A 20,762-nucleotide genomic window follows, 5' to 3' on the forward strand; every position below is an offset into this window, starting at 1 on the left:
CTTCTCCCCTTGCCCGGGCCGTACGCCTGGCGCACGCTGTTCGTATGGGTGGGCAAGACGGCCCAACGCTCATCAACTCCGTCCAGCGGGCCATGCGGCTGCTGGAGGCTGTGAGCGCGCACGAGAACGGCGCGCCGGCCAAGCAGCTGGCGCGCGAGACCGGTCTGCCCCTGGCCACGGCCTATCACCTGCTGCGGACCCTGGTGCACGACGGGTACGTGCGCAAGCTGGACGACGGCGGCTTCATCCTCGGCGACAAACTCCAGACCCTGCGGTCCACAGGGCGCGCGCAGGCGCTGCTCAGCCGCGTCCGGCCCGCCCTCGCCGCCCTGCGGGACGAACTCGCGACCGCCGCCTACCTCACCTTCTACGAGGAGGGCGAGATCCGGGTCGCGGAGATCGTCGACGGCCCCGGCACCCCGCGCGTCGATCTCTGGGTGGGATTCGAGGACGCGGGGCACGCCACCGCGCTGGGCAAGTCCGTCCTGAGTGAGCTGGACGAGGAGGCCCGCCGGGACTACCTCTCCCGCCACCACCTCGCCGACCTCACCCCGCGGACCATCACCAGCCTCCCGGAACTGCTCCGGCGACTGGAGACCCCGCCCCTGGCCCCGGCCGTCACGGACGTGGAGGAGTACTCCCTCGGCACGGTCTGCGTCGCCGTCCCGGTCTACAGCGGGGACACCATAGGCTCCCTCGGTGTCTCGCTGCCGTCGAACCGGCTCTCCCGGCTGCCGGAGATCCGCGAACGGCTGCTCCCGGCCGCGAGCCGCGTGACGCGGGGCCTGTCGCTCACTATCTGAAAACCCTCTTCTTGCCCGCGCCCCGGCTCATCCCGTTCTCTGGATGAAACGGACATTTCGTGGGTGCGTCCCGAGCCTCGCGCCCCGCTCACAGGTGAGGACATCGATAGCGACATGAGCCATGCGCGAGACCTTGGTGACGGTCACCGGCCCGCACGGCCGTCCGGCGTCCGAGTGGCCGGGGCCAGGACGTCGGCCCGCAGACGCGTGCTCGCGCAGCTGGCCGCCGGCACTCCCCTCCTGCCCGCGCTGGTCGTCTGCGTCGTCGTGCTCTCCGGACTCGCCGACGGTGCAGGAATGATCTGGCTGCCCCTGCTCGTGGCCGGTCCCGCTCTGGCGGCGACGACCAACGGGCCGCGCGGCGTCTTCTGGGTCGGCCTCCTCACCGCACTGCTCGGCGCCCTGCTCGGGACCCGGGACGGTGTGCCGGGCCGGGAGCTGACCGCCGTACTGGCCGCCCTGGTGACGGTCACCCTCGCGAGCGGCCTGGCCAGCGTCCTGCGCGGGCGGCGCGAACGCGTGCTCGCCGCCGTCCGCTCGGTCGCGGAGACCGCCCAGCACGCACTGCTCAAACCCGTGCCGGCGACGGTCGGGCCGTTCCAGGCGGCCGTCCGCTACAGCGCGGCGGCGGCCGAGGCCCGGATCGGCGGGGACCTGTACGCACTGATACCCACCCCGCACGGGGTCCGGCTGATCGTCGGCGACGTACGCGGCAAGGGGCTCCCGGCCGTGGGAACCGCGGCGCTGGTGCTCGGTGTGTTCCGGGAAGCCGCCCACGACGAGCCCGATCTCCTGGCCGTGGTCGAGCGCATCGAGCGGAGCCTCGCCCGCAATCTCGGCCACGACGACTTCGTCACCGCCGTGGTCGCCGGGTACCCGCGGGCCGGGCACCTGGAGGTGGTGAACTGCGGGCACGCGCCCCCGCTGCTGGTCCGCGCCTCAGGGAGCATCAGCGCCGTGGAGCCCCCGCACCCGGCCCCGCCGCTCGGTCTGCGCGCGCTCACGGGCCACCCGCCCGGGCTCCGGACCCTGCCCTTCGCCGACGGCGACCAACTGCTGCTCTACACCGACGGGGTCACCGAGGCCCGCGACGGCGGACGGGCCTTCTACCCGCTCGCCAAAGGGCTGGAGCGCCACGTGTCCCACGAGCCGGCGCGTACCCTCGACGCCCTGCACGACGAACTCCTGGCCCATGTGGGAGGCCGGCTGCACGACGACGCGGCGCTGCTCCTGATCCGCAAACCGGTCGCCGGCCGGGCGGCGGCTCCCGGGGCGGACCACCCCGGCCCCATCGCCGTCACCGGGGCGTCCGAGGCCGGGTGCTGCTCCTGAGGGCCGCCGCGGCCGCGGCGGCTCACGCCTCGCGCAGGTCCTTCACCCGGCGGATCTTGCCCACGGAGCGTTCCAGGGTCTCCGGCTCGACGACCGTCACGTCGGCGGTGATGCCGATGCCGTCCTTGACGGCCTGCGCGATCGCCCCGGCCGCGGCTTCGCGCTGCTCGGGGCCGGTGCCGGGACGGGTCTCGACCCGGACCGTCATGTGGTCCAGCGGCCGCGCCGGGTCAGCTGGATCTGGAAGTGCGGGGCGACGCCGGGCGTGCGCAGCACGATCTCCTCGATCTGGCTGGGGAAGACGTTCACCCCGCGCAGGGTGATCATGTCGTCGCAGCGGCCGGTGATCTTCCGGATGCGGCGGAAGCCGGGCCGGGCCGTGCCCGGGAGCAGCCGGGTCAGATCGCGGGTGCGGTAGCGGACGACCGGCAGGGCCTCCTTGGTCAGGGACGTGAAGACCAGCTCGCCCTCCTCGCCCTCGGGCAGCACCTCACCCGTGACCGGGTCGACGACCTCGGGGTAGAAGTGGTCCTCCCACACGTGCAGCCCGTCCTTGGTCTCCACGCACTCCTGGGCCACACCGGGACCGATCACCTCGGACAGGCCGTATATGTCGACGGCGTGGATGTCCGTCCGCTCCTCGATCTCGCGGCGCATCTCCTCCGTCCACGGCTCGGCACCGAAGACGCCCACGCGCAGGCTGCTGCCGCGCGGGTCGATGCCCTGACGCTCGAACTCGTCGAGCAGGGTGAGCATGTAGGACGGGGTGACCATGATGATCTCGGGCCGGAAGTCCTCGATGAGCTGCACCTGGCGCGCGGTCATGCCCCCGGAGGCCGGGATCACCAGACAGCCGGCGCGCTCCGCGCCGTAGTGCGCGCCGAGTCCGCCGGTGAAGAGCCCGTACCCGTAGGAGATGTGCACCTTGTGACCCGGGCGCCCGCCGGCGGCGCGGATCGAGCGGGCGACGAGGTCCGCCCACATCGACAGGTCGTTCTCCGTGTAGCCGACCACCGTGGGACGGCCGGTGGTCCCACTGGAGGCGTGCAGGCGCCGCACCCGGTCCATGGGGACGGCGAACATCCCGAACGGGTAGGTGTCCCTCAGGTCGGCCTTCGTGGTGAAGGGGAAGCGGGCCAGGTCCTCCAGCGAGCGGCAGTCGTCGGGGCGGACCCCGGCCGCGTCGAACTTCCTCCGGTACGCCTCCACGTTGTCGTAGGCGTGCCGCAGGCTCCGGCGCAGACGGTCCAGCTGGACCTCGCGCAGTTGCTCGCGCGTCAGGCGCTCCCCGTCGTCGAGCAGGTCGTGGGGGAGGGGCTCGCCGCGCCGCCGGCCGGCCGTGACCGCGGGGTCCGTCGTGGTCTGCGCTTCCCTGGTCATGCCGACTCCTCCGGCCTCGTGCTCCCGATGCCGCGGCTGCGGCCCCGGAACTCCGCGATCACCTCGTCACCAGCCGTACGCTCACGTCACGGACGCCGCGTCGGCCGTGGCGCACGCGCTCCTGGCCGGGGCCACGAAGGTATGCCCGACCGACCATTCGGTTAGGCGCTGCCAAGTAATCCAGCCGCCCCGGTGACTGTCAAGGCTCAGGGTCTTACCAAGGCGCGCCGGCTTGTCCTACCATGGACCGAACGAATGGTCGGTTGGGAAGGGGGACGGATGGATACGACACGCTCCAGCCCTGCCGGGACGGACGGCGCCGAGCCGGTTCTCCAGCAGCACTTCGACGCGACGATCGCGCGGGACCAGCGGATCGAGCCGCGCGACTGGATGCCGGAGGGCTACCGGAAGACACTGATCCGGCAGATCGCGCAGCACGCGCACTCGGAGATCATCGGCATGCAGCCGGAGGGCGAGTGGATCACCCGCGCCCCGTCGCTGCGCCGCAAGGCCATTCTGTTCGCCAAGGTCCAGGACGAGGCCGGACACGGGCTCTACCTGTACTCGGCGGCGGAGACGCTGGGCGCCGACCGCGCCGATCTGACCGGGCGGCTGATCGAGGGCCGTCAGAAGTACTCGTCGATCTTCAACTACCCGACGCTGAGCTTCGCGGACGTCGGAGTGATCGGCTGGTTCGTGGACGGCGCCGCCATCTGCAACCAGGTGCCGCTGTGCCGCTCCTCGTACGGGCCGTACGCGCGCGCCATGGTGCGGATCTGCAAGGAGGAGTCGTTCCACCAGCGGCAGGGCTACGAGCTGCTGATGACGATGATGCGCGGCACCGAGGAGCAGCGCGAGATGGTGCAGGACGCCGTGAACCGCTGGTGGTGGCCGTCGCTGATGATGTTCGGCCCGCCCGACGACGCCTCACCCAACTCCGCGCAGTCCATGGCCTGGAAGATCAAGCGGCACAGCAACGACGAACTGCGCCGGCGGTTCGTCGACATGACCGTCCCGCAGGCCGAGAAGCTCGGCGTGACGCTCCCGGACCCGGAGCTGCGCTGGAACGAGGAGCGGGGCCACCACGACTTCGGCACGCCCGACTGGGACGAGCTGATGCGGGTCATCAAGGGCGACGGTCCGTGCAACGACCAGCGGATGGAACGCCGCCGCACGGCCCACGAGGAGGGCTCCTGGGTGCGCGAGGCGGCCACCGCCCACGCCGCCAAGCAGGCCGCCCGCGAGCGGAAGGGAGCGGTGGCATGACCGCCGACAAGCAGGACTGGCCGCTGTACGAGGTGTTCGTGCGGGGCAAGCGCGGACTGAACCACGTCCACGTGGGCTCGCTGCACGCCGCCGACGACCGCATGGCGCTCACCCACGCCCGCGACCTCTACACCCGGCGCAACGAGGGCGTCTCCATCTGGGTCGTGCGCTCCGAGCACATCGCCGCCTCCACCCGCGACGAGAAGGACCCCTTCTTCGAGCCCAGCGCCGACAAGGTCTACCGGCACCCGACCTTCTACGACATCCCCGACGACGTCCCCCACATCTGAAGGACAGGGCATGAGCGACGACCACGTCTACATGACCCTCGCCGAGGGCCACGAGGACGACACCCGCTGGGCCTACGGAACGGGTTTCGAGGACCCCCTGCACGGCGTGGACACCACCGTGCCCGAGGGTGTCGAGGCCGCCGGGCTGGCGGATCTCTGCGTCACCCTGGGCGACGACGCCCTTGTCTGCGCCCAGAGGCTCGCCGAGTGGACCACCCGCGCCCCCGAGCTGGAGGAGGAGGTGGCGCTGGCCAACATCGGGCTCGACCTGCTCGGCCAGGCCCGCCTGCTGTACTCCCGCGCGGGCCAGGCCGACGGCACCGGCCGTGCCGAGGACGCCTACGCCTACTTCCGCGACGCCGGCGACTTCCGCAACGTACGCCTGGCCGAACTCCCCAACGGGGACTTCGCGTTCTCCGTCGTGCGGCTGCTGGTGTTCGCCACCTGGCGCCTCGCGCACTTCGAGCGGCTCACCGCACACGGCGACCCGGTGCTCGCGGCGATCGCCGCCAAGGGCGTGAAGGAGCTGGCGTACCACCGCCAGTACGCCGCCGAGTGGGCGGTGCGCCTGGGCGACGGCACCGAGGAGTCGCACCGCCGGATGCGCAGGGCGCAGGAGCAGGTGGCGCCCTACCTGGGCGAGCTGTTCACGGCGTACGACGTGCGCGACGAGGTCGTCGCGGTCCTCCGCCAGGTCACGGAGGCGGCCGGGCTGCCCATGCCCGTCTACCGCCCGCTGCCCGGCTCCGGTCGCACCGGGGAGCACACCGAGCACCTCGCACCGCTGCTGGCCGAGTTGCAGGGCGTGGCCCGCGCCCACCCGGGGGCGACATGGTGACGGCACTCCTGGACGCGCGGCGGGCCCGGCACATCGCCGAGCAGGTGCCCGACCCCGAACTGCCCATGCTCACCCTGGCCGACCTCGGAGTGCTGCGCGAGGTGTCACTGGCACCGGACGGCACGGTGATCGCGAGCCTGACCCCGACCTACTCGGGATGTCCGGCGATGGCGGAGATGCGTGCCGGCGTGGCGGCCCGGCTGCGGGACGGCGGGTACGCGCGCGTGGAGATCCGCACGGTCCTCGACCCGCCCTGGAGCAGCGACTGGATCACGGCGGCCGGCCGGCGCAAGCTCGCCGAGCACGGCATCGCCCCGCCCGGCACCGCGCCCGCGCGCGCCACCGGACCGGTCCCGCTCGTGCTGTCACCGGCCCGCCGCTCCGTGCCCTGTCCCCGCTGCGGTCACCCCGACACCGAGGAGACCTCCCGCTTCGGCGCCACGTCCTGCAAGTCCCTGTGGCGCTGCCTCGCCTGCCGCGAGCCGTTCGAGTACGTCAAGGAGATCTGATGGAGGACCTGATGGAGCCGGCCCCCGCCCCGGTGACACGCCCCCGCCGACGTCCGGTCTTCCACCCCCTGCGGGTCGCCGCCGTGCAGCCGCTGTGTGAGGACGCGGCAGCCGTGGGCTTCGACATCCCGGCCGAGCTGGCCGAGGAGTTCACCTTCGCGCCCGGCCAGTCACTCACCCTGCGGCGCGACATCGACGGTCGGGACGAGCGCCGCTCGTACTCCATCTGCGCCCCCGTCGGCACCGCGCCGCGCATCGGCGTCCGGGTGGTGCCGGGCGGCCTGTTCTCCTCCTGGCTGGTGCACGACGTGCGTCCCGGCGACACCGTCGAGGTGATGGCACCCACCGGTGCCTTCACACCCGACCTCACCACCCACGGCCACCACGTCCTGATCGCCGCGGGCTCCGGCATCACGCCCATGGTCTCCATCGCCGAGTCCGTCCTGGCCGCCGACCCCCGTTCGCGCGTCACCCTCCTCTACGGCAACCGCCGCACCGGCACGGTGATGTTCGCCGACGAGCTCGCCGACCTGAAGGACCTCTACCCGACGCGGTTCCAGCTCGCCCACGTCCTGTCCCGCGAGCCCCGCGAGGCCGAGGTGCTCTCCGGCCGCCTCGACGCCGAGCGGCTCTCCGCGCTCGTAGACGCCCTGGTCGACGTGGAGTCCGCCGACCACTGGTGGCTGTGCGGCCCGCACGGCATGGTCCGCGCCGCCCACCAGGTCCTGACCGGCCTCGGCGTCCCCGACGACCGCGTCCACCAGGAGCTCTTCTACGCCGACGACGAGCCCGTCCGCGAGGTCCAGCACGCCGAGACCGGCCCCTCCGGCCCGGTCAGCCAGGTCACCGTCACCCTCGACGGCCGCTCCACCACGGCGCCCCTGCCCCGCGACCGCAGCCTCCTCGAAGGCGCCCAGCAGACCCGCCCCGACCTTCCCTTCGCCTGCAAGGGCGGAGTCTGCGGCACCTGCCGCGCCCAGGTCACCGACGGCAAGGCCGACATGCGCCGGAACTTCGCCCTCGAACCGTCCGAGGTCGACACCGGCTACGTCCTCACGTGCCAGACGTTCCCGGTGTCCGAGGCGTTGACGGTGGACTTCGACACCTGATCCCCCCACCGGCGGGCCAGCCTGCGCCCCCAGGCCTGGCCCGGGGCCTCGACCCAGCGGTGGGTCAGGACGCACAGCGGCAACAGAACGGCGAAGAAGGCCACTTCGAGGACGGCGTGGTCGTCGCGCCGGCGTCCCACGGTGCCGTCGATCACCGCCAGCAGCACCGGATGCACCAGGTAGACCGAGTAGCTGATCGCTCCCAGGCCGGTCAGCGGCACCGGAACGCTCCGCCGCCGCCAGGCCAGCCCGGCGGCGAAGGTCAGTACCGCCAGCAGGAACGCCACGATCCAGCCGCGCCGTGTGAAGTGGTGGCCGTCGCCGTACCGGTAGGCGCTTCCCACGGCGCAGGCGATCACCAGGGCTGCCGTGCCCGCCGCGCGGGGCCAGGTGCTCTGCCCGCGCTCGGCCCGGTGGACCGCTGTACCGAGGAACATGACGGCGAGGATCACCAGGCCCTCCCACACCGGGACCGTGCCGTTGAACGGGACCAGCACGAGCGCCAGCACTCCGCCCAGCACACCCCCGAACACCCGCAGCGCCGGTGAGGCGGAGCTCGCACCGCACAGGGCAACACCCATGGCGATCGACGAGAACGCGATGAGCGGGCCGGTGCCGACCAGGCCGGACAGCGCGGACACCGGCAGCACCGCCCCCACCGCCGCGCTCACCACGGCGAGCACGGCCAGGACCCCCGCCACCGCCGCGGACCGGTGGTGCAGCCGGACCGTGAAGAGGGCGACGACCAGCAGGTAGAAGCACATCTCGTACGAGAGCGTCCAGAGGACGAGGAGGACATTGGGTGTCCCCAGCAGTTCCTGGAGCATGCCGGCGTGGGCGAGGGCCACGGTGACCGCATCCTGCCGGCCGAAGTCCCGCAGCCCCGCGAGCCCCAGGAGGTCGACCGTGAGCAGCGCGGCGACGACGACCGCCCACAGCGGGTACACCCGGAAGACCCGTCCGATCCAGAACGCCCGCACGCAACCCCGGCGTTCCAGCGACGCCGGGATGATGTAGCCGCTGACCAGGAAGAACACCATGATGCCGTAGCGGCTGGTGTTGAACTGCGGCATCAACTCCCCCCGGAGGTCCGGCATGAAGGTGTGTGACGAGTGGTCGAACACCACGACGAGTGCGGCGAGGCCGCGCAGCGCGTCGAGCCAGCCCAGCCGCGCGCTCACCGGTCACAGGGCTTTACGCGGTAGTGCTCGATCTCGTCCCGGGTCACCGGCTCGCCCCAGGAGTTCTCGATCACCAGCTTGCTGCCGCGCCGCAGGGTGACGGGCCAGGCGCGGACGGGGTCGCCCTCGGCGGTGAGGACCATGACCCGGGGGATGTCCCACGAGCTGCACGCCTCCCCGGGGGCGACCACATCCACCCGGATGCCCCACGGGCGCACGCGTTCCGCGAGTTCCAGCTGGTCGTCGATGCCGAAGCCCTGCTTGCTGACGGTGAGTTCGACACTGCCGTCGTCGTGGCGCTCCGCCGCCCACGCACCGGAGTCGGCGGGCGAGCCGGGCACCACCACCGTGGCGGCCCACGCCGCGGCGCAGGCAGCGACCACGGCGATCCGGCGCGGGCCGAACCGGCGGCGCACGGAAGCCGTCGCCGTGCCAGCGCCAGCGCCAGTGCCCGTGCCCGTGTCCGCTCCGGACCCGGCCTCGCGCAGCTCGATCTCCTTCTTCAGTTCACCGAGCAGCCGGTCCTCGAACCTCGTCCTCGTGCTCATGCTTCCCCCCTCGCCACGTACACCAGCGGTGTCTCCGCCGCCTGAGCGGTCCGGCACTCCGTCTCCTCGCGCAGCGCCTTGCGCGCCCGGTGCAGCCGGACCCGGGCCGTGACCTGGCGGATGCCCAGTGCGGCCGCGGCCTCGGTGACCGTGAGCTGGTCGACCGCGACCAGTTCCATGACGGCCCGCTCGCCCTCGGGCAGCCGCGACAGCGCGGCCAGGACACGCCGCCCGGGGCTCTCGGCGTCGAGTTTGTCCTCGATGCGGGCGATGTCGTCGGACTCCAGCAACCGCCGCCCGGAGATGCGCCGGTCGCGTTCGGTCTCCCGGGCGACCCGGCGGCGCTCCGACGACACGACGTTGCGGGCGATGCCGTACAGCCAGGCCGTCTCGCTGCCGAGGTGCGGCCGGTAGGTGGGGGCCGAGTCGAGGACGGCGAGGAAGATCTCGGCCGTCAGGTCGGCCGCCGTGTGCGGGTCGTCCACCCGGCGGGCCACGAAGCGCAGCACCGCGTCGACGTGACGCCGGTAGAACTCCTCGAAGAGCCGCGGGTCGCCGACCGCCGCAGCGGGCCCACTCCGTAACCGTTCCGCGTCGTCCACCGATGTCCCCTTCTCGTCGACAGGTGCCTGTCACTTGTTCTTGGAACGGCACGCGCGAAGCGTTACAGGGGATGCGCTCCCCGGTCGGCGCGCATCACCCGCAACGCCGTGAGCGCCACGTGGAGTTCGGTGCGGCGGTCGCCGGATTCGAGGTCGGTGTCGAGGAGGCGTTCGACGGTGCGCAGACGCTGGTACAGGGTTTCCCTGGACAGGCCGCCGCGGCGGGCCGCCGTCGTCTTGTTGCCGGCGGCGTCGAGGTAGTGGCCCAGGGTCGCCAGCAGGTCGGTGCCGTGCCGGGTGTCGTGGTCGATGAGCCGGCCCAGCCGGCGTTCCGTGTAGTCCTGGATCCGGGTGTCCTCGCGCAGCGCGTACAGCAGCCGGCGCAGGCCGATGTCCGGCAGCTCGTGGAAGGAACGGTCCGCGGGGAGGGGCTGGCCGGGCGGGGTGGCCTCTATGACCCGGGCCGCCTCCCGGAACGAGCGTGCGCTCTCGGCGAGATCCGCCACCTCCGAGCCGACGCCGACGATCGCCTCCGGCGCCAGCGCCAGTGCGGTGCGGCTGAGGCGTTCGGCCACGGGCCGCCAGGGCTGGGCGGGCCGCAGGGCCAGCAGGACGCCGAGGCGGCGGGGGGACAGTTCGCCGACCAGGGCCGGGATCCCGGCCGACCGCAGCTCCCGGTGCAGTCGGGTCTCCGGCTCGGCGCCCGCCCCTCCGGGGCCCAGGTCCACCAGGACGGCCAGGAAGACGCCGTCCCCCGTGGGCAGACCCAGCGCGGCGCAGCGGGCCCGGACGTCCTCGGCGGAGTGGTGGCGCTGCTCGGCGAGTTCGCGCAGGGCGTTGCGGTGGGCCGTGTGCTCCCACGGCGTGGAGTGGATGAGCCGGGCCACGGTCAGGGCCATCGCCGTCCGCTCCAGGACGGTGAGGTGCTCCGGCCCGAAAGCCGGCCCGTCGGCGGGCAGCATGGCCAGACGCCCCCAGCGTTCACCCTGGTAGGAGACTGGCGCGGTGAGCCAGCCCTCCGGGCCGCCCACGCACGTGTGGTCGCCCGGCCCGGCCGCCCGGGAGCGCTGCTCCCAGCCCCCGAGTGCCTGCTCCACCGTGCTCCCCGAGGGCTCGCAGATCAGCGCCTGGTGCACCAGGTTCTCCAGCACGACGGTCCGGCCGCTCATCTCCGCCGCCGCGCGCACCACGTCCTCCGGTCCCGCCCCGCGCAAGGTCAGAGCCGTGAATGCCTCGTGGATCCGCTGGGTCCGCTGCATCGCGTCGGCCTGGTTGCCGAGGATCAGCGCGTGCACGACCTGCGTGACCTCCAGGAAGTTGACGTCCCGGGCGAGGGTGACCAGGGGGAGCCCCCGGGCCCGGCAGGCCTGCACGAGGGTCTCGGGCGGCCGGTGGTAGCGGCGTACGAGTTCGATGACCAGGGCGGCAGCCCCCACCTCGGTGAGTTCGTCGACGTACCGGCGTACACCCGCGGCGTCCTCGGGCAGGGGCATGCCCGTGGTCAGGACCAGCTCGCCGCCCTTGAGGAAGGAGGCCGGGTCCGTCAGCTCGGTGATGTGCACCCAGCGCACCGGCCGGTCCAGCTCGGTCAGGCCCGTGACGACCTGGGGCTGTCCGGCGGCCAGGACGGGCAGGGCCAGAACGTCGGAGAGGGTCGGGGCACGACCGGCCGGCGGGGGGTGATCGTTCACGGTGCCTCCCTGCATGCCCGGTCACTCTGACAAGCGTGGCTGACCTGCGCAAGAGCTGTCCACGGGAGGGACAGCCGGGGCCCGGGAGGTCCGGCGGTTGACACAACGTCCGAACAACGCGTTCCGGCTGGACAGATCACGCGTTGTCGCGTTCCGCGGCGGCTTGGATGCTCGGACACCGGAGCTGAGCCACACAACCAGACCTCGTCGTACGGCCGGGAGACACCATGACCGCACTGTCGCCGCACCTTCGCCAGGCCACGCCCGTCGTGGCGGCCCGGGGCGAGGGCGTCCACCTCTACGGTGAGGACGGCCGCCGCTACCTCGATTTCACCGCCGGCATCGGCGTCACCAGCACCGGGCACTGTCACCCCAAGGTCGTGGCGGCGGCGCAGGAGCAGGTGGGCACGCTGATCCACGGCCAGTACACGACCGTGATGCACCAGCCGCTGCGCCGCCTGGTCGACAAACTCGGCGAGGTACTGCCGGCCGGCCTGGACAGCCTGTTCTTCTCGAACTCCGGGAGCGAGGCCGTCGAGTCGGCCCTGCGGCTGGCCCGCCAGGCCACCGGTCGGCCGAACGTCATCGTCTGCCACGGCGGCTTCCACGGCCGTACGGTCGCCGCCGCCTCCATGACCACCTCCGGCACCCGCTTCCGGTCCGGGTTCTCGCCGCTGATGAGCGGCGTGGTCGTCACCCCGTTCCCGACGGCCTTCCGGTACGGCTGGGACGAGGAGACCGCCACCCGCTTCGCCCTGAAGGAGCTCGACTACACCCTCCAGACGATCTCGTCGCCCGCCGACACCGCAGCGATCATCGTCGAGCCGGTCCTCGGCGAGGGCGGCTACGTCCCCGCGAACCGCGCCTTCCTGGAAGGCCTGCGGGAACGGGCGGACCGGCACGGCTTCCTGCTGATCCTCGACGAGGTGCAGACCGGTGTCGGCCGCACCGGACGCTTCTGGGGCCACGACCACTTCGGCGTCACCCCCGACATCCTCGTCACCGCCAAGGGCCTGGCCAGCGGCTTCCCCCTCTCCGGCATCGCCGCCTCCCAGGAACTGATGACCAAGGCCTGGCCCGGCTCGCAGGGCGGCACCTACGGCGCCAACGCCGTCGCCTGCGCCGCCGCCTGCGCGACGCTCGACGTCGTGCGCGACGAGAAGCTCGTCGAGAACGCCGAGGCCATGGGCAAGCGGCTCCGCCAGGGCCTGGAGGCCGTGGCCGACCGGACCCCGGGCATCGGCGACGTCCGCGGCCTCGGCCTCATGCTCGCCACCGAGTTCGTCACCGAGGACGGCAGCCCCGACCCCGAGACCGCCGCCCGGGTGCAGCGCGCCGCGATCGACGAGGGCCTGCTCCTGCTGCTGTGCGGCGCCTCGAACCAGGTCGTCCGCATGATCCCGGCGCTCGTGATCGACGAGGCCGGTGTCGACGAGGGTCTCCAGGCCTGGGCGAACGCGGTCGAGTCCGGCACGTCGGGAGCCGGAGACCGATGACCACCGCCACCCGCGACCCGGCGGGTCTCACGGCGCGTCTCGCCGAGCTCGCGCCCGGTCTGCGGGTGGAGTCCGGCCCCGGAGCCACCGGCGCCTACGCCTACGACGCGTCCAACTACCGTGTGCCGCCGCGGGCGGTGGTCTTCCCGCGCACCGCCGACGATGTGGTGGCGGTGCTGCGGGCCTGCCGCGAGACGGGTGTGCCGGTCACGGCCCGGGGCGGCGGCACGAGCATGGCGGGCAACGCCGTCGGGCCGGGTGCGGTCCTGGATTTCTCCCGGTACATGAACCGGATCCTGGACATCGACACCCAGGCGCGTACCGCCCGGGTCGAGGCCGGTGTGGTCCTGGACGCCCTGCGCGGCGCGACCGCGTTGCACGGGCTGGACTTCGGGCCGGACCCGTCCTCGCACAGCCGCTGCACGCTGGGCGGGATGATCGGCAACGACGCGTGCGGCAACCGGTCGGTGCGCGACGGGCGTACCAGCGGCCATGTCGTGGCGCTGGAGATCGTGACGGCCGACGGCGTGCGGGCCGTGGCCGATCACTCGGGGCTGCACCCGGTCGACCCGGCGGACGACGGGCTCGTCGCCCGTCTCGAGGCGGATCTCAAGCGCCTGGTGGAGGACAATCTGGCGCCGATCCGCACCGAGCTGGGGCGTATCCCGCGTCAGGTCTCGGGCTACCAGCTGCATCATCTGCTGCCGGAGAACGGCTTCGGCCTGGCCCGCGCCCTGGTGGGCACCGAAGGCACCTGTGCGGTCGTCACCGCCGCGACGGTCCGCCTGGTGGCGACCGCACAGGCATCCACGCTCCTCACCCTCGGCTACGACGACGTGGTCGAGGCTGCCGAAGACGTGCCGGAGATCCTGCGCTTCGCGCCGAGCGCCGTGGAGGGCATGGACGAGGCGATCGTCGCCACCATGCGCGCCCGCCGGGGCGCGGACTCCGTGACGGGCCTGCCCGAGGGCCGGGCCTGGCTGTACGTCGAGCTCGAAGGCGACGACCAGAGCGTGGTCGACGCGCGGGCCGCCGAGCTGCTGGATGCCCTCAAGGCGCAGGGCCGGCTTACCGGGGGCCGGGTCGTGGGGAGCCCGGCGGAGCGCCGCTCGCTGTGGCGGGTGCGTGAGGACGGGGCCGGGCTCGCGGCGCGGCTGGTGGACGGCGGGGAGTCCTGGCCCGGGTGGGAGGACGCGGCCGTCGCCCCGGAGGACCTGGCCGGCTACCTGCGTGACTTCCGCAAGCTGCTCGTCTCGCACCAGCTGACCGGTGTGCTGTACGGGCACTTCGGCGCCGGCTGTGTGCATGTGCGCATCGATTTCGACACGGCCACCGATACCGGCCGGACGGTCATGCGCCGCTTCGTCACCGAGGCCGCCGCCCTGGTCGTCGAGCACGGCGGCACCCTGTCCGGTGAACACGGTGACGGACGGGCCCGCAGCGAGCTGCTCCAGGTGATGTACAGCCACCGCATGATCGCCGCGTTCGCCGCGTTCAAGAGGGTCTTCGACCCCGACGGGCTGCTCAACCCCGGTGTCATCATCGACCCGGCCCCCCTCGACAGCGACTTCGCGCTGCGTGAACTGCCGTTGCTGGACACGACGTTCGGCTTCCCGCACGACGAGGACGGCTTCGCCGGCGCGGTACGCCGGTGTGTCGGCGTCGGCCGCTGCCGCTCGGACGCGGGCGGGGTGATGTGCCCCAGCTACCGGGCCACGGGCGAGGAGAACGACTCCACCCGCGGCCGGGCCCGCATGCTCCAGGAGATGGTGCGCGGCGAGGCCGTCACCGACGGCTGGCGCTCGACCGAAGTACGCGACGCGCTGGATCTGTGCCTGTCGTGCAAGGCCTGCTCCAGCGACTGCCCGGTCGGCGTCGACATGGCCACCTACAAGGCGGAGTTCCTCCACCAGCACTACAAGGGCCGCCTGCGGCCCCGCTCCCACTACTCGCTGGGCTGGCTGCCCCTGACCTCGGCGCTGGCCGGGTTCGTGGCCCGGCCGGTCAACCTCGTGCTGCGCGGGCCGGTCGGGAAGCTGCTGGCCCGCCTGGGCGGAGTGACGACCAGGCGCAGGATCCCCGCCTTCACCTCCCGGCGCGCCCTGCGCAGGACCCTCCGTGCGGCGAAGCCCTCAGGACCCGCCAAGGCGATCCTCTTCGTCGACAGCTTCACCCGCGCCTTCCGTCCTCAGATCGCGGGAGCGGCGAGCCGCGTGCTCGCCGACGCCGGCATCCCCTGCACACCGCAGGACGGCTTGTGCTGCGGACTGACCTGGGTCAGCACCGGCCAGCTGTCCACGGCCCGCAGGATCATGGCCCGCACCGTCGCCGCCCTGGACAACGGCGACGAACGGCCGATCATCGTGGCCGAACCCAGCTGCGCCGCCGCCCTCAGGCGCGACGTGCCGGAACTCCTCGGGACGGAGGCCGCGCAGCGGGTGGCGGACCGTGTGCGGACCTTCACCGGGGCGCTCACCGACCTGGCCGACCAGAACTGGACCCCGCCGCCCCTGCCCGAGAACGTCGTGCTGCAGACCCACTGCCACGAGTACGCCACCTTCAAGGGGCACCGCCCCGCCGACCTGCTGCGCCGCCTGGGCGTGCGCGCGGTCGACGAGGCGGAGGGGTGCTGCGGCCTGGCCGGCAACTTCGGCTTCGAGGCCCGGCACTACGACACCTCCATCGCCGTCGCCGACCTGGCCCTCAAGCCCCGCCTCGATGAACTCGGCGGACGACCCGTCGTCGCCGACGGCTTCAGCTGCGCCACCCAGATCGACCACCTCGCCGGTGACCGCGGCATCCGTGCCCGGCACCTCGCCGAACTCCTCGACCCCGCCGCCGATCAACCAGGAGAAACGACATGACCGAGGTACTGACTCAGTTGTTCATCGGCGGTGCCTGGACGGACGCCGCGGACGGTGCCACCATGCCCGTCGACGACCCCGCCACCGGCGAGATCCTCTGCCACGTCGCCGACGCCGGCCCGAAGGACGCCCGGCTCGCCGAGGAGGCCGCCGTCCAGGCCCAGCAGGACTGGGCGCGTACGGCACCCCGGGCGCGCAGCGAGATCCTGCGCCGGGCCCACGAGCTCATCCTGGAACGCACCGACGAGCTCGCCCACCTCATGACGTCCGAGATGGGCAAGCCGCTCGCCGAGGCCAGGGGAGAGGTGGCGTACGCCGCCGAGTTCTTCCGCTGGTTCTCCGAGGAGGCCGTCCGGATAGACGGCGGCTGCGGCACCCTGCCCGACGGCCGCAACCGCATGCTGCTCACCCGCCGCCCGGTCGGCCCCTGCCTGCTGGTCACGCCGTGGAACTTCCCGCTGGCCATGGGCACCCGCAAGATCGGCCCCGCGATCGCCGCCGGCTGCACCATGATCCTCAAGCCCGCCCCGCAGACCCCGCTCTCCAGCCTCGCGCTGGCCGGGATCCTCAAGGAGGCGGGCCTGCCGGACGGTGTGCTGAACGTCGTCACCACCTCCCGCGCCGGCGAGGTGTGCGAGCCGCTGTTGCGCGGCGGCCGGATCCGCAAGCTCTCCTTCACCGGCTCGACGGGCGTCGGACGGCTGCTGCTCGCCCAGTGCGCCGACGCCGTCGTGCGGACGTCGATGGAACTGGGCGGCAACGCACCGTTCATCGTCTTCGACGACGCCGACCTGGACGTGGCGGTGGACGCGGCGATGGTCGCCAAGATGCGGAACATGGGCGAGGCCTGCACGGCCGCGAACCGCTTCTTCGTCCACCGGGCGGTGGCGGAGGAGTTCGGGCGGCGGCTCGCCGAGCGGATGGGCGCACTCGTCGTGGGCCCGGGGACCCGCGACGGAGTCGATGTCGGCCCGCTGATCGACAGGACCGGACGTGGCAAGGTCGAGGAACTCGTCGCCGACGCGGTGGAGCGCGGCGCGCAGGTACTCGTCGGCGGCCGTACGCCGGAGGGGCCGGGCTGCTTCTACCCGCCGACCGTGCTCACGGACGTCTCTCCCGAGAGCCGCCTGATGGGCACGGAGATCTTCGGTCCCGTCGCGGCGATCCTCACCTTCGACGACGAGGACGAGGTCCTGCGCCGCGCCAACGACACGCCCTGGGGTCTCGTCGGTTACGTGTTCACCCAGGGGCTGGACCGTGGGCTGCGCGTCAGCGAAGGCCTGGAGGTGGGCATGGTCGGCCTGAACACCGGCCTCGTCTCCAACCCGGCGGCTCCGTTCGGCGGGGTCAAGCAGTCCGGGCTCGGACGCGAGGGCGGCCGGGTGGGGATCGACGAGTTCCTGGAGTACCAGTACGTGGCCGTGCCCGTGCGCTGACGCCGGGGCCTGTGCCGTGACACGGCACGCATATGAAGGCATGAATGAGTCTTCATGTGTTCCTGTATGGTGAGGGGCGCCGACGCGCCCCCGCCAGAAGGACCCCTGATGACCTCCACCCTCACGCCGCAGCCGGTCGAACGGACGAAGCCCGAGCGCCCCGGAGCGGTGGCCCGGCGGCGCACCCGCGTCCTCGCGCTCCCCGAGGCACGCTGGGCCGCCGCGGCCACCGTGCTCTTCCTGCTCGCGCTGCCCTTGCAGCTGACCGGCGCCCCGGCCTGGGCCTGGGGGCCGCTGTACGCCCTGTCGTACGTCACGGGCGGCTGGGAACCGGGCTGGGAGGGGCTCAAGGCGCTGAAGGAGCGCACCCTCGACGTCGACCTGCTGATGGTCGTGGCCGCCCTCGGCGCGGCCGCGATCGGGCAGGTCATGGACGGCGCCCTGCTCATCGTCATCTTCGCCACCTCGGGCGCGCTGGAGGCCCTGGCCACGGCCCGCACCGCGGACTCCGTCCGCGGCCTGCTCGACCTGGCCCCCGCCACGGCCACCCTGCTCAGCCCCGACGGCGGTGAACAGGCCGTATCCGTCGAGGAGCTGGCGGTCGGCGACACCGTCCTCGTACGCCCCGGGGAGCGCGTCGGCGCCGACGGCCGGGTGCTGGACGGGGCGAGCGAGGTGGACCAGGCGACCATCACCGGCGAGCCGCTGCCCGTGCCCAAGGAGCGGGGCGACGAGGTCTTCGCGGGCACCCTCAACGGCACCGGCGCACTCCGGATCCGGGTGGAGCGCGACGCCTCCGACTCGGTGATCGCCCGGATCGTGCGCATGGTGCAGGAGGCCTCCGAGACCAAGGCACCCACGCAGCTGTTCATCGAGAAGGTCGAACAGCGCTACTCACTGGGCATGGTGGCCGCGACCCTCGCCGTCTTCCTGGTGCCGATCGCCTTCGGCGCGCAGCTCACCGACGCACTGCTGCGCGCCATGACCTTCATGATCGTCGCCTCCCCTTGCGCGGTCGTGCTGGCCACCATGCCGCCGCTGCTGTCGGCCATCGCCAACGCCGGACGGCACGGCGTGCTCGTGAAGTCGGCCGTGGTCATGGAGCGGCTCGGCCAGGTGGACGCGGTCGCCCTGGACAAGACCGGCACGCTCACCGAGGGGAGCCCGCGGGTCACGGACGTCCGGCCGCTGCCCGGATCCGGCCTGGACGAGGACGCGCTGCTGACGCTGGCGGCCGCCGCCGAGCGGCCCAGTGAGCATCCGCTGGCCCGGGCGGTGGTGGAAGCGGCCCGCGAGCGCGGCCTCGACCTGCCGGGAGCGCAGGACTTCACCTCCGCGCCCGGCGTCGGCGTCACCGCCGTCGTCGGCGGCCGCACGGTCGCGGTGGGCGCACCCGCGCGGCTGGCCGACGACACCCCCGGTGCCGTCGCGGAACTCGAGGAGTCCGGCCGGACCGCCGTCCTGGTCGTCGTCGACGGCACCCCCGCCGGACTGCTCGGCATCGCCGACCGGCTGCGCCCGGACGCCGCCGCCACGGTCACCTCCCTCGCCGCACTCACCGGCACCGCCCCGGTGCTCCTCACCGGCGACAACCCCCGCGCCGCGGCCCACCTCGCCGCCGAGGCCGGCATCGACGACGTGCGCGCCGGGCTGCTGCCGCAGGACAAACTGGCCGCCGTCCAGGAGATGGAGAGCGCGGGTCGCAAGGTGCTGGTCGTCGGGGACGGCGTCAACGACGCACCCGCCCTGGCCGCCGCGCACACCGGGATCGCCATGGGCAGGGCCGGGTCCGACCTGGCCCTGGAGACCGCGGACGCCGTCATCGTGCGCGACGAACTCGCCGCGGTCCCCGCCACGATCGCCCTGTCCCGCCGGGCGCGCGGGCTGGTCGTGCAGAACCTCGTCATCGCCGGGGTGTTCATCGCCGGACTCGTCGTCTGGGACCTGGCCGGTGACCTGCCGCTGCCGCTGGGCGTCGCGGGCCACGAGGGCTCCACGGTCCTGGTCGGCCTGAACGGACTGCGGCTGCTGAGGGAAGGGGCCTGGCAGCGGGCCGCCGCCGAGGGAAACGGCTGACGAACGCCCCTCAGCGCACCGGTGCGGGACCGCTGCTGGCCCGCACCACGAGATCCACGGGGACGAGGGTGCCGACGCCGGGACGCTCTTCCGGGCCGTCGATCCGGTCGAGGAGGAGCCGCAGCGAACGGGTGCCGATCTCCGCGAAGTCGGTGCGGACGGTGGTCAGCGGGGGCAGGAAATGCGCGGCCTCGGGGATGTCGTCGTAACCGACGACGCTGACGTCCCCGGGAACGGACCGCCCGGACTCGTGCAGGGCGTGCAGCACACCGAGGGCCATCTGGTCGTTGGAGACGAACACCGCCGTCACGTCGGGGCGCCGGGCCAGCGAACGGCCCAGGTCGTAGCCGGATCCGGCGCTCCAGTCCCCGACGAGGGGGGCCGGCACGGCGGCACCGGCGACCCGGAGCGTCGCCTGCCAGCTCGCCAGCCGGTGGTCGGCGGAGGTCCAGCCGGTAGGACCCGCGATGTGCCACACGGTGGGGTGCCCGAGGCCGAGGAGGTGCTCGGTGGCCTTGCGGGCGCCGGTGCGTGAGTCGCCGGTGATCAGGGGAGTTTCCTCGTCGAGCGCGCTCTCCAGCACCACCAGGGGAGTACCCAGACCGGTCGTCCCGGCCAGGGCCCGTCCCACCCACAGCTGCGGCGCGATCGCGATCACCCCGTCCGCGCCCTCGGCCGACAACCGGTCGACGGCCTCGACGACGGTGTCGTGGTCGGCGGTGTCGAGGGCGATGGAGCTCACGAGGTAACCGGCCTCCTGGGCCGCCGTGTTGATCGCGGTCAGGATCGAGGCGGGCCCGTAGCGGGCGGCGTCGAAGGAGATGACCCCGAGCATCCGGGTCCTGCCGCTGGCCAGGGACCGTGCACTGCGGCTGGGCCGGTAGCCGAGCGTGCGCATGGCCTCCAGGACCGCCTCGCGTGTCTCGCGGCGGACGGCCGGATGGTCGTTCAGTACCCGTGAGACGGTCTGCTTGGAGACCCCGGCCATCCGGGCCACGTCGGCCATCACCGGCCGCGCCCCAGCGAAGTTGCGCCTGCTGCGGCCCTTGGGCCCGGGGCCGTCGGGGGCGCTCGGTGTCATGGCGGGTGATCCTCGGCGTCGGTACGGCGGTCCTGGCGGCGGTCCTGAACCCGCCCGGCAGGAGCACAGCATAGGCCGGACGACGCGCCCGGACGTCTTCAGCCGCTCCGGACCGTCCAGCGTCGCGTAGCGGGAGTGGTGGAACTCGCCGGACACCGGGAACCAGGGGTGGCCGCCCCTGGTGAGCCGGCGGCTGGTGACCTCGATCGGGTCGGGCACCCCGGCGCGTCCGTGAACGGCAGGCGGGCGGTCAGCGGGGG

General features: G+C 73.0%; 16 protein-coding genes and 1 pseudogene. 11 read left to right on the plus strand and 6 right to left on the minus strand.

The genetic code is table 11. From position 1 onward, the window contains the following. The first annotated feature begins 44 nt into the window (after positions 1-44). Both C1J00_RS17295 and C1J00_RS17300 read left to right on the plus strand, forming a co-directional pair. Complete coding sequence (locus C1J00_RS17295; protein WP_102909977.1) at positions 45-803, plus strand: IclR family transcriptional regulator; 759 nt, start codon at positions 45-47, stop codon at positions 801-803. 114 nt (positions 804-917) lie between these two features. Beyond that, positions 918-2,135 carry a PP2C family protein-serine/threonine phosphatase gene (locus tag C1J00_RS17300; RefSeq protein ID WP_102909978.1) on the plus strand — a complete coding sequence of 406 codons (1,218 nt, stop codon included), beginning with the start codon at positions 918-920 and terminating at the stop codon, positions 2,133-2,135. Positions 2,136-2,157: 22 nt separating this feature from the next. On the opposite strand, the pseudogene paaK reads toward C1J00_RS17300, so the two are convergent. Beyond that, a pseudogene (paaK, locus tag C1J00_RS17305) lies at positions 2,158-3,515 on the minus strand (phenylacetate--CoA ligase PaaK). Between the two features lie 279 nt (positions 3,516-3,794). On the opposite strand from paaK, the gene paaA reads away from it, so the two are divergent. The 5 genes from paaA to paaE are packed head-to-tail and all read left to right on the plus strand — an operon-like array spanning position 3,795 to position 7,527. Then, positions 3,795-4,781 (plus strand): 1,2-phenylacetyl-CoA epoxidase subunit PaaA, encoded by a 987-nt coding sequence (paaA, locus tag C1J00_RS17315; protein ID WP_102909979.1) that lies wholly within the window; start codon positions 3,795-3,797, stop codon positions 4,779-4,781. Further along, positions 4,778-5,071: a 1,2-phenylacetyl-CoA epoxidase subunit PaaB gene (gene paaB / locus C1J00_RS17320; protein WP_031142175.1), complete on the plus strand. Its 294-nt coding sequence runs from the start codon at positions 4,778-4,780 to the stop codon at positions 5,069-5,071. The genes paaA and paaB overlap by 4 nt, the downstream gene beginning before the upstream one ends. Positions 5,072-5,081: 10 nt before the next feature. Then, positions 5,082-5,909 (plus strand): 1,2-phenylacetyl-CoA epoxidase subunit PaaC, encoded by an 828-nt coding sequence (gene paaC / locus C1J00_RS17325; RefSeq protein ID WP_102909980.1) that lies wholly within the window; start codon positions 5,082-5,084, stop codon positions 5,907-5,909. Next, positions 5,903-6,418, plus strand: a complete 516-nt coding sequence (gene paaD / locus C1J00_RS17330; RefSeq protein WP_102909981.1) for a 1,2-phenylacetyl-CoA epoxidase subunit PaaD — start codon at positions 5,903-5,905, stop codon at positions 6,416-6,418. Before paaC ends, paaD begins: the two co-directional genes overlap by 7 nt. Beyond that, positions 6,418-7,527, plus strand: a complete 1,110-nt coding sequence (gene paaE / locus C1J00_RS17335) for a 1,2-phenylacetyl-CoA epoxidase subunit PaaE (protein ID WP_102909982.1) — start codon at positions 6,418-6,420, stop codon at positions 7,525-7,527. Before paaD ends, paaE begins: the two co-directional genes overlap by 1 nt. Here paaE and C1J00_RS17340 read toward each other — a convergent pair. The 4 genes from C1J00_RS17340 to C1J00_RS17355 all read right to left on the minus strand — a co-directional run bounded on the left by C1J00_RS17340 (position 7,464) and on the right by C1J00_RS17355 (position 11,564). Then, positions 7,464-8,708, minus strand: coding sequence for an acyltransferase family protein (locus tag C1J00_RS17340; RefSeq protein WP_245936380.1), 1,245 nt, complete (start codon positions 8,706-8,708; stop codon positions 7,464-7,466). The genes paaE and C1J00_RS17340 overlap by 64 nt on opposite strands. Beyond that, complete coding sequence (locus tag C1J00_RS17345) at positions 8,705-9,256, minus strand: hypothetical protein (RefSeq protein ID WP_102909983.1); 552 nt, start codon at positions 9,254-9,256, stop codon at positions 8,705-8,707. The genes C1J00_RS17340 and C1J00_RS17345 overlap by 4 nt, the downstream gene beginning before the upstream one ends. Beyond that, the gene (locus tag C1J00_RS17350; RefSeq protein ID WP_102909984.1) at positions 9,253-9,858 is read right to left on the minus strand and encodes an RNA polymerase sigma factor; all 606 of its coding nucleotides are present in this window, start codon (positions 9,856-9,858) and stop codon (positions 9,253-9,255) included. The genes C1J00_RS17345 and C1J00_RS17350 overlap by 4 nt, the downstream gene beginning before the upstream one ends. Positions 9,859-9,920: 62 nt before the next feature. Beyond that, on the minus strand, positions 9,921-11,564 hold the full coding sequence (locus C1J00_RS17355; RefSeq protein ID WP_102909985.1) for a PucR family transcriptional regulator: 1,644 nt from the start codon (positions 11,562-11,564) through the stop codon (positions 9,921-9,923). A 212-nt stretch (positions 11,565-11,776) separates the two neighbouring features. Here C1J00_RS17355 and C1J00_RS17360 point away from each other — a divergent pair, with 212 nt between their 5' ends. The 4 genes from C1J00_RS17360 (at position 11,777) to C1J00_RS17375 (ending at position 19,421) form a co-directional block, all read left to right on the plus strand. After that, positions 11,777-13,045 (plus strand): aspartate aminotransferase family protein, encoded by a 1,269-nt coding sequence (locus C1J00_RS17360; RefSeq protein WP_102909986.1) that lies wholly within the window; start codon positions 11,777-11,779, stop codon positions 13,043-13,045. Further along, on the plus strand, positions 13,042-15,909 hold the full coding sequence (locus tag C1J00_RS17365) for an FAD-binding and (Fe-S)-binding domain-containing protein (RefSeq protein ID WP_102909987.1): 2,868 nt from the start codon (positions 13,042-13,044) through the stop codon (positions 15,907-15,909). Before C1J00_RS17360 ends, C1J00_RS17365 begins: the two co-directional genes overlap by 4 nt. Continuing rightward, positions 15,906-17,345, plus strand: a complete 1,440-nt coding sequence (locus tag C1J00_RS17370; protein ID WP_102909988.1) for an NAD-dependent succinate-semialdehyde dehydrogenase — start codon at positions 15,906-15,908, stop codon at positions 17,343-17,345. The genes C1J00_RS17365 and C1J00_RS17370 overlap by 4 nt, the downstream gene beginning before the upstream one ends. Positions 17,346-17,453: 108 nt before the next feature. Continuing rightward, positions 17,454-19,421: a heavy metal translocating P-type ATPase gene (locus C1J00_RS17375; RefSeq protein ID WP_102909989.1), complete on the plus strand. Its 1,968-nt coding sequence runs from the start codon at positions 17,454-17,456 to the stop codon at positions 19,419-19,421. A 10-nt stretch (positions 19,422-19,431) separates the two neighbouring features. Here the strand turns inward: C1J00_RS17375 and C1J00_RS17380 are convergent, their stop codons facing one another. Next, on the minus strand, positions 19,432-20,502 hold the full coding sequence (locus C1J00_RS17380) for a LacI family DNA-binding transcriptional regulator (RefSeq protein WP_102909990.1): 1,071 nt from the start codon (positions 20,500-20,502) through the stop codon (positions 19,432-19,434). Between the last annotated feature and the right edge of the window lie 260 nt (positions 20,503-20,762).

The sequence above is a fragment of the Streptomyces cahuitamycinicus genome (assembly GCF_002891435.1).
GTDB classification, from domain to species: domain Bacteria; phylum Actinomycetota; class Actinomycetes; order Streptomycetales; family Streptomycetaceae; genus Streptomyces; species Streptomyces cahuitamycinicus.

Excerpts from the sequence above, each read along its gene's own strand:
- C1J00_RS17295 (WP_102909977.1), top strand. The coding sequence starts at position 45 with ATGGGTGGGCAAGACGGCCCAACGCTCATCAACTCCGTCCAGCGGGCC.
- C1J00_RS17300 (WP_102909978.1), top strand. The coding sequence starts at position 918 with ATGAGCCATGCGCGAGACCTTGGTGACGGTCACCGGCCCGCACGGCCG.
- paaA (WP_102909979.1), top strand. The coding sequence starts at position 3,795 with ATGGATACGACACGCTCCAGCCCTGCCGGGACGGACGGCGCCGAGCCG.
- paaB (WP_031142175.1), top strand. The coding sequence starts at position 4,778 with ATGACCGCCGACAAGCAGGACTGGCCGCTGTACGAGGTGTTCGTGCGG.
- paaC (WP_102909980.1), top strand. The coding sequence starts at position 5,082 with ATGAGCGACGACCACGTCTACATGACCCTCGCCGAGGGCCACGAGGAC.
- paaD (WP_102909981.1), top strand. The coding sequence starts at position 5,903 with ATGGTGACGGCACTCCTGGACGCGCGGCGGGCCCGGCACATCGCCGAG.
- paaE (WP_102909982.1), top strand. The coding sequence starts at position 6,418 with ATGGAGGACCTGATGGAGCCGGCCCCCGCCCCGGTGACACGCCCCCGC.
- C1J00_RS17345 (WP_102909983.1), bottom strand. The coding sequence starts at position 9,256 with ATGAGCACGAGGACGAGGTTCGAGGACCGGCTGCTCGGTGAACTGAAG.
- C1J00_RS17355 (WP_102909985.1), bottom strand. The coding sequence starts at position 11,564 with ATGCAGGGAGGCACCGTGAACGATCACCCCCCGCCGGCCGGTCGTGCC.
- C1J00_RS17360 (WP_102909986.1), top strand. The coding sequence starts at position 11,777 with ATGACCGCACTGTCGCCGCACCTTCGCCAGGCCACGCCCGTCGTGGCG.
- C1J00_RS17365 (WP_102909987.1), top strand. The coding sequence starts at position 13,042 with ATGACCACCGCCACCCGCGACCCGGCGGGTCTCACGGCGCGTCTCGCC.
- C1J00_RS17370 (WP_102909988.1), top strand. The coding sequence starts at position 15,906 with ATGACCGAGGTACTGACTCAGTTGTTCATCGGCGGTGCCTGGACGGAC.
- C1J00_RS17375 (WP_102909989.1), top strand. The coding sequence starts at position 17,454 with ATGACCTCCACCCTCACGCCGCAGCCGGTCGAACGGACGAAGCCCGAG.
- C1J00_RS17380 (WP_102909990.1), bottom strand. The coding sequence starts at position 20,502 with ATGACACCGAGCGCCCCCGACGGCCCCGGGCCCAAGGGCCGCAGCAGG.